General features: G+C 72.4%; 4 protein-coding genes and 1 pseudogene. 1 reads left to right on the top strand and 4 read right to left on the bottom strand.

Annotated features, from left to right (window positions below):
• A pseudogene (locus B207_RS40475) lies at positions 1–241 on the top strand (ISAs1 family transposase); the annotation flags it as partial.
• Between the two features lie 337 nt (positions 242–578).
• Here the strand turns inward: B207_RS40475 and B207_RS0104200 are convergent.
• The 4 genes from B207_RS0104200 to B207_RS0104185 form a co-directional block, all read right to left on the bottom strand.
• On the bottom strand, positions 579–1,994 hold the full coding sequence (locus B207_RS0104200) for a hypothetical protein (RefSeq protein WP_018635263.1): 1,416 nt from the start codon (positions 1,992–1,994) through the stop codon (positions 579–581).
• 66 nt (positions 1,995–2,060) lie between these two features.
• On the bottom strand, positions 2,061–6,056 hold the full coding sequence (locus B207_RS0104195) for a hypothetical protein (RefSeq protein WP_018635262.1): 3,996 nt from the start codon (positions 6,054–6,056) through the stop codon (positions 2,061–2,063).
• Positions 6,053–8,524 carry a hypothetical protein gene (locus tag B207_RS0104190; RefSeq protein ID WP_018635261.1) on the bottom strand — a complete coding sequence of 824 codons (2,472 nt, stop codon included), beginning with the start codon at positions 8,522–8,524 and terminating at the stop codon, positions 6,053–6,055. The genes B207_RS0104195 and B207_RS0104190 overlap by 4 nt, the downstream gene beginning before the upstream one ends.
• Positions 8,521–12,642, bottom strand: coding sequence for a DUF6603 domain-containing protein (locus B207_RS0104185; protein ID WP_018635260.1), 4,122 nt, complete (start codon positions 12,640–12,642; stop codon positions 8,521–8,523). The genes B207_RS0104190 and B207_RS0104185 overlap by 4 nt, the downstream gene beginning before the upstream one ends.
• Positions 12,643–12,699: the final 57 nt, after the last annotated feature.

Here is a 12,699-nt window from a genome sequence, read left to right as displayed (position 1 = left end):
AGCCATCCACACCCACGTCCGCCTGCACTGGGGAATCGAGAACCGCCTCCACTACATCCGCGACACCGCCTGGCGCGAGGACGCCTGCCACGCCTCCCGAGGAAACGGGCCCAGAAACCTCGCCACCATCCGCAACCTCGCGCTGAGTCTCCTCCGCCTCCACGGAGTCCGAAAGGTCAAGGAAACCCTCGAGCGCATCGCCGGCGACCGCTACCGGGCACTCCACTACCTGGCTACATAGGGCAATGGATCGTCACACTAGGCGATCTTCGCGCAGCCCTGGTATCAGCGTGCCGTCCACGATCGCGATCTGGTCGCGGGGACGGCTGTTTCGCCGGGGCCGGGGCCAGGGCTGGCAGTGGGCCGATCTGGCGCGGGGCAGGTTCGTGCGCTGGTAGGCCACGACCAGCGGAGCCTGGTCGGGCGGGGACAGCGACCACGGACGGCGGAACCGGGTCGACTTCAACCGACCAACGGGAAGATCTACCGAGGATCGGCAGCGGAGACGACCCTGCCCCAACATGATCCACCAGAAAGCCCCGGGGCCCGGGGCCCGGCCCCCGGGTTACGAAAAGCCTCTAGTCGCGGGTGACCCGCCAGCTGTCCCCACCCACCCGGTTACCGGGATTCCACCTGAAGATATAGCCGCGATCGTCGTCGTGGTTGTAGGCGGCCGCGTAGAGCCAGCCGTCCTTCTGCCTGTTCTGCAGGCCGATGTGGTCCCCGTCGCGCAGGACCGTGCTGCCCGCGATGGTGAACCCGCACTGTTCCAGCACCCGGACGGTGCTGTTGATGGTCAGATCCTCGCCGTAGGGCCCCCGCAGCTCACGGATACGCACGATTTTTCCGCTCCCGACGAATTCGGCGCCGCCGTCGACCGAAAGGTCGTGCAGCACCTTCAGTCCGTTGTGACCGTAGGTGCTGATCTTGTCGCCGACGTCGATGTCCTCCCCGAACCGTGCGCCGTTGATGCCCTGGGTGCTCAGCTTGCTCCCGACCGTCAGGTCGTCGTTGGCGCTCAGCAGCCCGTTCACGTCGAGCCGGGACCGGGCGGTGAGATTGCCCGAGACCGTCAGCTCCTCCCCGACCGTCGCGTCGTCGTGGGCGGACAGCGACCGGTACACGTCGAGCGTGGACTCGGCGGTGACCGAGCCGGAGACGGTCAGTGTTGACGTGGCGGTGACCGGGCCGGAGACCGTCAGTCCGGTCAGGGTCGGATTGTTGACGGCGATGGCGAGGCTGGCGTACTGCTCGACTGATTCGAAGCCTTCCGTGGCCTGCTGTCCGCCGCCGACGGCGGACGCCTTCACGATGAAGGTGGTGTCGCGCAGGATCGTGCCCGACGGGGCGGACCACGAGGTACCGGTTCCCTCGAACACGGGGGCCGCGTTGCTGCCGTCGTACAGCCAGAAGTAGGAGCCGTTGCTCTCCCAGGAGAGCTGGAGGGACTCGCCGGCGTCGATCCTCGTTCTGGGGACGGTCGGCCTGTCCGTGCTGCGGGCCAGAAAGTTGCGCAGGTAGAAGACGGGCTCGATGACGGGCAGGGTCAGGGTCCGCGGATTCTTGCGGGTGAAATTCTGCGGTTGCGTGTTGGAGGATTCGACGATCTGCACGAGGAGCGGGTCACCGGTGGCGGTGGCGATCAGGCCGCTGACGCTGAAGATCAGGGGGTAGGTGACCGGATCGTTGGGGTTGGCGTTGCGGAAAGTGAGCTGATGATGCTCCGTGAGCTCCTGCTCGGTTTCCGCTGCCAGCGACACCGGCTTCCATCTGCCGTCGTTCACCGCGATGCGCGGGTTCTCGGTGAAGTAGGCGGTGCCGCTCTGCGGGTTGACCGGCACCGAGAACGCGATCTTGTCGGCGTAGATGTTCTGGTCGCTGCGGGAAACGGAGATGTTGATACAGGCCCTGGTGCCCTTCTCCGGGTCACTGCCCGCCTCGAGCGGTGACGGGCTGGTGGCGGATGAATAGTTGAACAGAGGGTTTGCGGCCATGGCGAATCCTCCTGGCGTGCGGGTCCTTACTACGGTGTCCTGACGTGCGTCGGGGAGGGAACGTGGTTACTGCTCCGGGTCGGCGAGAAAGCGGAGCAGGCCGTCTTCGAGAAGAACGGGGCTGTCCGGGAACCGCGCCTCCAGCGGTGCCGGGATCAGCGCGTACGGCGCCCAGAGAGCCTCGCCGGGCGCCGGGCGCAGCCAGGACCACGAGCCGTTCTTCTCAGCCGGCCGGGGGAAGGCGAGCGTCCCGGCCTCGGCCTCGGCCTCGGAGTCGCGGTCGGGGTCGGGGTCGGGGTCGGTCTCGGAGTCGCGGTCGGGGGCGGGGGCGCGGTCGGGCGAGCTGGTCGGAGCGTGTTCGGTGGTGAGGACGGGACCGAAACGGAAGAGCGCCTGCACGTGACGCAGCGCGTCGTCGGTGTGCCGGGGCGGGACGGTGACGGTGGCGGTGGCGGTGATGCCGCTGGTGGCGTGCACAGGGGCCCGCGGATCGAGGAGCAGGAGCAGCCGGGTGGGCGCCGGGTCACCGAACGTCAGCGGGACGTAGTTCCCGGCAGGCACAGTCCCGGCAGGCGCAGTCCCGGCGGGCGCGGTTCCGGCGGGCGCGGTTCCACCCGGCGCGGTGCTCGCGGTACCCGCGGTACCCGGGGCGGCGGGCGGCCCGATCTGGGAGGCGTAGTCCTGCTGGTCGTCGGGGGCGGTGACGCTGTGGAAACAGTCGTAGTCGTAGGCCCCGTGCGGGTCGGTGGCGAAGTAGCCGATGAGGCCGTCGTCGCGGGCGGCCACGTCACCGAGGCGGACCTCGAACTGGTCACCGGTGAAGGCCGCCGGCGGCGGGTCGAGGGTGGCGGCCCACCCCGTGTCGCGGATGGGGGGTCCCTCGAGGGTCAGCCGCAGCTGCGCGGGGACGAGGGCCAGCGGGCGCCCGAGGAGGAGGGACAGGTTCTGGTCGGCGCGCCGGCCGAGTGGGTCGGTGGTCCACAGGGTGGAGTCGATGACGTCGAGGAAGGCCGTGTAGTTGGCTTCGGTGGCGAGCTTCGGGGAACCGATGAGGGCCGCGATCTCGGGGGCGTGGGCGGCGAGCTGGTCCGGGGTGGTGATGGCGCTGCCGGGCGGGGGCTCCCACTGGCCGGTGCGCCGGCCGTCGGCTCCGGTGAGCAGCCGGTAGGTGCCGAGCAGGAGCCCCGTCGGGTCGTAGAGCAGCAGGCTGTGGTCGAGGTGGTTGGGGAGGATCCAGCCACAGATGGGGCTGGGGTCGGCCGCGGTGCCCACGATGCGCGTGCCGGTTCGCGCGTCCAGGAGGTCGAAGTCGAGCCGGGCGGGTTGCAGGGGACGCGGGGGCAACTGGGCGACGGAGGTGATCATGGGTGTCAGAGAGGTCTCGACGGCGAGGGCGGTGTCGACGGTGAGCGGGAAGTTGCGGTAGTCGTGCAGGCCACCGCTCTGGGTGTCGGCGCTGACGACGTCCAGAACTCGGCCGAACTTGTCGTAGAGGAAGAGCTCCTCGACGCAGATCTGCCCCTGCCGGGTCTCGTGGAAGGGTGCGCTGGCGCTGCCGGGCAGGTACGGGAAGCTGCTGACCCGGCCGCGGTAACGTGCGGGCAGGCCGTCCTCGGTGGCGGCGTCCGGGTAGCCGACAAGGCCTGCGACGGCGGGGAAATCGGTGTCGTCGGTCGTGGGGCGGCGGAAGGCTCGCAGGTCGCGGGCGGCCAGGCGGTCGTTGAAGCCGGTGAGTTCCTGGGCGAGCAGTCCCCAGTCGCCGATCGCGGTGAGCCAGGCGTCGAGCTGGTCACGCTGGTCGTCGGTGCCGTGCTGGGCGACGTGCTCCTTCAGCCTGGCTGCGAACAGGGACCGGGGGTGCGGCCCGAGCGCGGAGACGCCCGTGACAGTGACCCTGTCCAGGGGAATGTCGACGCCGTCCGGTGTGAAGCGGTAGTCGGTGCCGTCGAAGGTCCAGCAGCGCCGCCCGCCGACGGTGTGGGGGATGTGCCGGTAGGAGATCTTCCACTCCATGAACAGCGGCTCCCAGGGCTGGGTCCAGGGTTCCAGACCCAGCTCCGGGAGGGTGCCGGTGTAGGCGGCGGGCGGGTGGTCGCGCAGGACCTTCCCGACCTGCTCCGCGGGCAGGCCGGCGGCGGCGGCCAGCGCGGCGGCGTTGCCGGGATCGAGCAGGAAGTACTCGGCGAGCAGCCCGGGTACCTCGGGTGGGAAGGCGTCGAGACCCGCGACGGCGGGCACCGGGCCGCGGCCGGGTACCGCGGTGATCGTCGTGCCCGCGACCGTGACGGCGCTGATCAGCGCGGCGCCGTCGTCGGTGAGTGGCCGTACGGCCACGGGCTGGTCGGGAACGGTCGCGTCGGCCGGGGGCAGTACCCCCGACAGGCTCACCACGGGGTTGTTGCTCTGCGCGTACGGGGGGCGCGGGACGGCCTTGAGCTCGGCGCCCCCGCCCAGCCCCTTCGCCGCGGCGAAGGCGCCGACCCCGGCGAGGAACGCGTCCTGGGCGCTGGCGTGGGGCTGGGTGTGGTCGGGCTGGGGGACCTTCGCGGCCAGTTCCCGCACCTGGGCGGTTCGGACGCCCACGGTGTGGGCGAGAGATCCCTCCCGCTCGGCGTCGAGTTCCTGCGCCATCAGGTCCTGGTCGGGGGCGTCGTCGGGCGGGAACATCGACGCCCCCGCGATCCCGTTCTTCAGCCACAGGGCGTTGAGCCGCCACTGGAGGTCCCGCAGCTCGCCGAGCCGTTCGTCGAGCTGACGCTGATCGTCGTTGAGCGTGGCCAGCCAGGCCGGTGGGACGAAGGGGCGCGGCACCGCGGCCTCGGCGGACGGGCTGCCGGCGGACGGGCCTTCAGCGGACGGGGCGTCAGCGGACGCGGTGTCAGCGGGGGGCGGTGTGACAGTCCACCGATGGCCGCCGCCCGACGCGGCGAACGAGGCGTCGCGGACGTGGCGGTGTACCCGCTCGTCGCCGCCCTTCTCCTCGGCGACGGCGAGCAGGTCGTGCAGGAACGCACGCAGCAGCGCCAGGTCGGCGGCGGACGGCGAGGCGCCGGTCGCGTGCAGCGCCTGGCCGGCGAGGGCGGTGAAGGCGTCCTCGGTGGTGTTGCCCAGGGCGACGCTCAGCGCGCCGTTGTCCTGGATCGTGTCCAGCGGGTCCGGGACGGGCGCCGCGCTCGCGGCGGGATCCCAGCCGACGGTCAGGGCCGTACCGGCGTACAGGCTGCGGGTGATCGGGCTGACCGCGGCGTCGCGCGCGGCCTCGCCGGTCAGGCGGGGATCCTGCCAGCCGAGGTGCGTGAGCTGGTCGGCGTAGGAGGTGCCGGGCGGGCGGGCGGCGAGGATGTCGGCGTCCGGATCGGAGTACCAGCCGATGACCCGGTAGCCGAGGGTGGTGGCGGACGTGAGGCCGGAGAGGTCGGAGAGGTCGTCGAGGAAGGAGAAGACGTTGGTGTTGTGCGGGGTGTAGGTGGTGAAGTACGGGTCCCCGCCGCCCATGGCGGTGACGAAGAGGGGGTCCTGGCCGGCGCGTTCCGTCCACGGGGTGTCGGTGTGCCCGAAGGCGAGCCCGATCTGGACCTGCCCGACGTCGGGGTCCATGGTGTTGCGGTACGGGTCCGGGCTGGCCTGCCAGGCGCGCAGGATGGTGGCGTCGACCAGGTAGGGGCTGGAGCGCACGAGGTCGTGTCCGTCGTCCTGCGCCCGCGGGCTGTACGGGCAGTCACTTTCGATCACCCACGTCCTGGCGAGGCGGGTGCCGGTACCGCTGACGCGGATCACCAGCCAGCGGTTGGGCACCAGCGGGTAGCGGATCTCACCGGTCGCCGGGTCCGCCACGCCGTGGCGCAGCCCCCTGGGCAGGGTCCAGTGCAGGTGGACGCCGGTGTGGCTGTACACCGGGTCGTTGCTCTGGCGGTCTCCCCCGTCCGGCTCCGGGCTCAGGTAGTCGTCCAGCGCCAGGTAGGTGTGCTGCCAGCTGCGGAACGCGTCGCGGCCCTGGAGGGCCCGGTTGACCACGAGGACGTCGAGGTCCACGGGGACGACGAGCGCGGGGCGGGCGGTCAACCTCGGTCTCCGTTCGGGCCGGTGAAGCGGATGGCCTCGGGGACCTTGACCATCTGCAGGGCCAGGTCGGCGGGGCCGACGGGGCCGACGGCGGTGCCGTGCGCGGCGTCCAGAGCCGCTGTCAGCGCGGGGATGAGCGAACCGAGGTCCAGGATCCGTCCGCCGCCGGCACCGGCCCTGAGGTGGTCCAGGACGGGGAAGGTGACGTCGGGGCCGAGCTGCTCGCCGAGCGGGCGGCCCCCGGATGAGCGGGGCGGGGCCAGCAGGTTCCGCAGCGGGATCAGTCCGTGGTCCTCGACGCCGAACCGGAAGCCCTCCTGGGGCTCCCTGAGCTCGACGGCCGCGGGCAGGCCGCCGAACAGGCACAGCAGCACGGTGGGTGACAGGTGGTCCATCCGCAGGATGGGCAGCGGCTCACCCGCCGCGTCGCTGGCGCGGACAGCCAGGTTCGGCCAGCCGGAGACGAGCGCCGAGCGCAGCAGCAGACCGGAGACCGGCCCGAGAACGGAGTCGCCACCGGACGCGGTGCCACCGGACACGGCGGCACCGGACACGGCGGCACCAGACGTGGGCCCCTCGGGCGTGGACTCCCCCGTCGCGGTGCCGCGCTGCGTGGCGCGGTACCCGGCCGCCTTCCGCGCCGCCGCGGCCCGGATGGTGGCGGCGACGATCTGGTCCTGGAGGGTGTCCCGGCTGGACTGCGCGCCGATACTGAGGGCGCCGGAGACCACGGCGTCCAGCCAGCTGGGGTCGAGGTGGAAGAAACGCAGCGACTCCCGCGGCAGCATCCGCTCGTCGGGCACCAGGTGGGTGAACGGCACGGGGTGGAGCAGCAGGAGCCGGCCGAGCCAGTCCGCGACCCGGGTGAGGTGTTCCCCGAGGCCGTCGTCGGCGTCCATCGCCGCGGCGAGGGCGGCCCGGGTGGCGTCGGAGCGCAGCACGGCCTCGAGCCCGCCGGCCGGGTCGGCGGGCGGCACGGCGGGTGCTGGCGGGGACCACGCGGCGCGGGGCCGGCCCGGCTGCGTGCCGAGGGCGGTGAGCAGGTGGCCGTCGAGCAGCGCGCCGAACGCCGCGCGCGCCGTCCCCGGCCGTGTGCCCGTGCCCGTACGCCCACTGCCGTCCTGCTGCAGGTGGGTGCTGGTGGCCTGGTGGTGCAGGGTGTCCACCAGGTGCCGGGTGGCCTGCTTGAACGCGAGCAGGTGCTGGGCGAAGGGGGCGTCGGCGAGGGCGAGGGCCCGGCCGGTCTCGAACGCGGCGGCCAGCGACAGGTCGAAACTGCCCCAGGCCGGGTCGTAGGCGATGAGCGCGTCGGCGGTGGTGGCCCGCGCCGCCTGGTCGGTGGTTGCGGGCAGCACGGGGGTGAGCGGCCCGCGGTACCAGCCGTAGGTGGCCTCGCCCGAACGGGTCAGGTAGGGCAACGGCAGGTACCCGTCGCCGAGCCGCCGGGCCACCTGCCGCCCGGCGGCGGTGGCTGTACCGGCGGTGGCGGTGCCGGCGGTGGCGGTGCCGGCGGCGGTGCCCTGCGGCGGGGCGGGCAGCCGGAGCCACATCTCCTCGCGTCCGGCCCGGGAGCCGGACGGCGTGCGGGTGAGTCCCTCGGCGAGGTCGGCGAAGTCCGCCTCGCGGTCGGGCTGGGCCTGGAACGACCAGCTGCACAGGGACAGCAGCGCCACCGAGGAGTGGCCCCGGAGGTCTGGCGCGTCCACGAGGATCCGCTCGTGGCCCTCCAGGGAGACGAGATGCACGATGTTCTTCGTGCCCGTCCCGGGGTCGGAGCCGGGTGGGGCGGCGGTCGGGAAGCGGTTGGCGACGACGACGGAGAACAGTCCGTCCTCCGTCAGGCCCAGGATGGGCCGGTCCCCGGTGTTGGCACCGCGGCAGTGGGCGAGGAAGCGCAGCTCGTCCAGCCGGGGCGCCACGGCCTGGAACTCGGCCGCCGCGACCTGGATGTACACGCACGGGTCGCCGAGGCTGACGTCGGACTCCCTGGTCAGCGCGGGCTTGAGCACAGCGGGGTCGTCGGCCAGGAAGTCCGCCACGGTGGCGGAGATGGTGCGGGTCGGGGCGGTGGTGCCACCGACGAGCTGATCGTCGGTGAGCACCAGCAGTGCCAGCCACGGGGTGTCGCGCGACCCCCCGGTCAGTGGGCGTTCCCACGGCAGCATGGGGTCACCGAGCACCACGTGCGGCAGGACCTCCGCGAACCTGCCGCTCGAGGCGTCGGGAGGCTGTCTGGCGACAACCGCGTCGGCGTCGATCCGCACCTGCGGGCCACGGACGGTGAACGTCTGGACGGCGGTGAACGGCCCGCCGACGACCGGCGCGCCGCCCTGCGCCCCGCCGCGCAGGGTGTGGGTGACCTCGATCCGGTAGTCGCCGGCGGGCAGGGCGGGCAGATAGTGGTCGTGCAGCTCGAGGTCCCCGAGGGGGATCGTGTCGCGGGCGGGGTGCTGCGGGCTCGGGCTCATCCGCGGCTCCCCGCGTCCTGGGCGGTGCTCTGGATCATGGGTGCCTGGCTGTAGAAGTGGGCCGCGCCCGCCGCGAGGCCCGCCAGGGTGCTGTCGTGGAGGTCGGTGAGCAGCTTGGCGTCGGCCAGGGCGGCGTACATCTCGTCGCGCCCGTTCCTCGCGTCGCCACGGTCGAGGCGTCCGAGAAGGTCCACGCAGGACGGGTCGGGCACGCCGACGACGTCGCGGTTGGCGGCCGGCTCCCGGGGCAGCGGCGACAGGCCGGGCGGCAGCTCGTCCTCGCTGTACTCGCTGAGCGGGAAGACCCCGCGCGAGACGGCCAGCTCGGGCCGCGGCGCCTGGACATCGAAGCCGACCGGCCGGTCCGCCAGCACCTCGGCGCTGGGTCCCGACGGCGTGTGGCTGAACGGGGTCGGCGGGGCGCCCCACAACGACGCGGGCACGCCCCGGGTGCGGGCGGTGAACGTCCAGCCGTCCGTCGACGCGGCGCTGTTCGCGTAGAAGAGTCTCAGCCGGTGCTCGCCGACCAGGCCGGTGCGGTCCATGGGACGCACGTCGACCAGGGGGCCGTCCCCGGGCTCGGACGAGGCCAGGGGCGCGTCGCCCGTCCGCAGGTGGCTGGCCGGCACCGCGGACTGGGTGAACAGCCGCAGGTCCCGGGCACGCGCCTGCCACACCTTGCCGCCCGCGCCCTGGGCGCCCGCGCCCTGGGCTCCTGTGCCCTGGGCTCCTGTGCCCTGGGCTCCTGTGCCGGGGTCCTCCACGGCGCTGTCGACGCCGGAGACCGGCGCGATGGTGACGACGTCCGCCGGCTTCGGGAGCAGGCTGGCGAACACGTCCCACCCCAGCGCCTCGGTCCCGGCTCCCCCGCGGGAGCCGCCGAAGCTGACGGTCACGTCGATGAGGGGGAAGTGCGCGGTGACCGAACCGCCGGTCGGCGGCCCCCACAGGTGCAGGGTCGCGCCGATCGAACCGCTGATCGTGACGTGCAGGATCCCCAGGTTGACGCTGCCGGACGCGCCGATGCTCACCGAGATGCGCGCGTCGAAGAAGAACGGCCGCCAGGACAGCAGCACGTCGGCCTGCGCCGTGAACCAGGCCCGGATGGGGCCCTCGTGGAAGAGGACCTCCAGCCGCGCGCCCGCCATCGCGCACGACGGCGTGACGGCCAGATACGCCTGGGCCTTGATCGACACGCTGCCGCTGACCGCCCAGTCGATCCCCAGCCGCGGCGCGTCGGGGTAGTAGGAGGGCCGGCGGAACGCGGGGTGGTAGCCGCCGAGGGTGACGACGAACTGCCCGGCGTGCGGATTGTTCCCGAACCAGGTCGCCGCGGCGAACCCGCCGGTGAGGTGGCAGGCGGGCGTCAGCACGTACGAGGCCGGGGAGAGCTGCGCGGCGATCTCGGCGCTGCCCTGGAGGGGCCGGATGACGGCCTCCACGCCCAGCTCCGCGTACACGTAGGTGGTGGTGGCGGACTCGGTGGGCAGCGGCAGCTGGATCGTCGCGAGGCCCAGCACGGCCAGGGCCAGCTCCGCGCCGATCTCCGCGGCCAGCAGCACCTTGGCGTTCACCACCTCGGCCACGGTGAACTCCACCCCGAGGGCCAGCCAGTACGCGCCCTCGCGGGGGGCGATCCACCGCCGCGGCTGGCTGCCGGCCACGGCCGGCTCACGCCCTTCCAGGACGTCGAGCACGTGGGAGGGCTTGTGCCCGGAGCCGGGGCCCTGCTTGTGCAGGCTCAGGAGCGGGAAGCCGGAGACCTCCCTCGGGCTCGGCAGCGTCAGTTCCCGGTTGAAGCCGAACCCGGCCATCAGTCCGGTCACGATGACCGGCGGCGGCCCGCCCAGCGGCGCCTCCAGCTGGGCGAAGACGAACAGCGAGGGTGCGCCGTCCGTCAGCTGCGCGTACGAACCGAGACCCGCCAGCGAGAAGCTCTGCAGGCCGACCGTGGCCGTGCCGTCGTACTGGAACGCCACCGTGTCGGGAAGCTGGTCGTCGGGCAGGTGCAGCAGCGCGCCGGAGATCTCCACCGGAGCGGCGCTGTAGCCGATCCCGAGGCCGTCGAGGCGGAACGTCGGCGCGAACCTGTCCAGCCGGGAGCCGACCGCCAGGCCGTCGAGCGAGAGGGCCAGCGGGCCGAGGGCGACCGACGCGTCCAGCGCGACCAGCAGCACGTTGTGCTGGTACATCACCCCGACCCGGTTGACGTGCACGATGCCGAGCTGCTTCTGCACCGACACCCAGTGGACGCTGGAGGCACCCGTCCCGGACGTGTCAGGCGTACTGGACGTGCTCGGGGCGCTGGACGTGCTGGAGGTGCTGGAGGTGCTGGAGGTGCTGGCGGCGCTCGGGGTGCTGGCGGCGCCGGATCCTCCGGGGAGCTCGCCGCCGCCGGCGTTCGAGGGTGGCACGCCGAGAGCGACCGACGTGGTCTCCGTCCCGATCCGCAGCTCGGCCAGCGCGGCGACGCCCGCCGCCAGCCCGGCCTGCGGAAGGACCACCACCTTGGCCGGCCCGAGCAGCCGGTTGACCGCGGCGACCGTCTGGGCGTCGAGGACTCCGGAGCTGTAGAGGACCTGCAGATTCTCCACACTCACCGTCCCGAACGTCGACAGGAACCCGCCGACGAGCGGAAGCTGGGCAAGGTCGAAACCCGCCGAGAGGTCCACACCGACGCAGAACCGGGCCGGACCACCCGCGGGTTTCACCCGCACGAACTTGGCGTCCTTCAGCCCGATCCGCAGGCTGTCGGGAACGTCGGCCGCCAGGTCGGCGGAGAAATGCGCGACCAGGTCCCGCAGCACGATCTCGGTGCCCTCCGCGGCACCGTGATACGTGGCGACGAGTATGTCGGCGCCGGATCTCTCCTCGTCGAAGTCGACCTCGAAGACGAAGCCGTCGATGTCGAGTGTTCCGCCGTACCGCGTACCCGAGCCGTCGCGGGTCACCGTCACGCGGAACGTGGCCGTGACCCCGTCCGCGACGGCCAGGTCTCCCTCGCAGACGAAGTCGAGGGTGGCCGAACCGGTGGTGTGCGAGAGCGTCAGGGTGGTGAGTTCGAGAGACCTGACCGGCCCGGGCACGTCGGTCAGCCCCAGCGCGTCGATCACCTCCGCCATGCCGAGGGTCTCGCCTGCAGTGAGGCCGCCGCTGAAGGCCCAGCCGCCCTGCGCGCCGCCCTCCTTCCCGGCCGAGATGTCGATACTCAGCGCGGAGCCGATCGACACCGTGCCCCCGACCCGGGCCGTGAATCCCCCGCCGTTCGCGTAGTAGACGTACAGGGACAGGGATCTGAGCGCGAGGGGGCCGATCGACCACTCACCTGTGGCCGCCATCCGAAGGAGGTACTCGTCCCCGAGGACGGCGGCGAACGACAGTTCGCTGACGGCACAGTCCGCGGGAACCTCGTCCCCGGGTAGGCCGAACGACTCCAGCAGGGACCGGACAAGGACCGGTCGCGTATCCGCCAGTGTGCCGGTGAGGGCCAGCCGCGGAAACCACACGGCTATGTCGAGCGGCAGCTTCCTGATGGTGAGCGAGGCCACGATCGCCATGGCGTCCACCGCATAGGCCACCGGTTCGGCAGCCGCCTTCTCGACCAGGCGGTAATCAAAGCCGGCAATATCCGCGGGGTTGAAGTCGACCGCGCTCAGCCCGGCTGCCGCCTCCTGCCAGACGGTGTCGCCGGCCAGGCGCCGGCCGAGCTTCTCCAGCTCGGCGGCGAAGGCTTCGGGACGCACCGGCCGCACGGCGACGGCGAGGCGCCCGAGGTCGTCCGCGGTGATCGTCGACACGACCTCAACCGTGTCGAACGTGCCGCTGAGCGCGGCGGTGACCAGGCCCTGGCTCGTCACGGCCACCGACACACCCGTCACAGCCATGGTCACGGCGGCGCCGACGGGCCAGGCGGGCGACGCCCAGCTGAGCGAGAGCGAAAGCGTCGTCCGCCCGGCGTCCACCTCCGGTCGCCCGGTGCCCGCCGCGGCCGGGCAGACACCGTCCGGGAAAGTGGCCAGGATGGCGCGCAGCCGCGTGGGGAGCGCGGTGTCCGCGGCCCGTAGCGTCGGTGGATCACCCAGGCTCAGGAGATGCGTTTTCAGGGCATCGAGATCCACTGAACCCCTCTCTCGGATCAGGGTCTTTTACGTCCAGGCACTTTCTCGAAAACCACG

Origin of the sequence: Parafrankia elaeagni (genome assembly GCF_000374165.1) — a bacterium.
Taxonomy (GTDB): domain Bacteria; phylum Actinomycetota; class Actinomycetes; order Frankiales; family Frankiaceae; genus Parafrankia; species Parafrankia elaeagni.
This window is presented reverse-complemented; position numbering and strand designations above follow the sequence as displayed.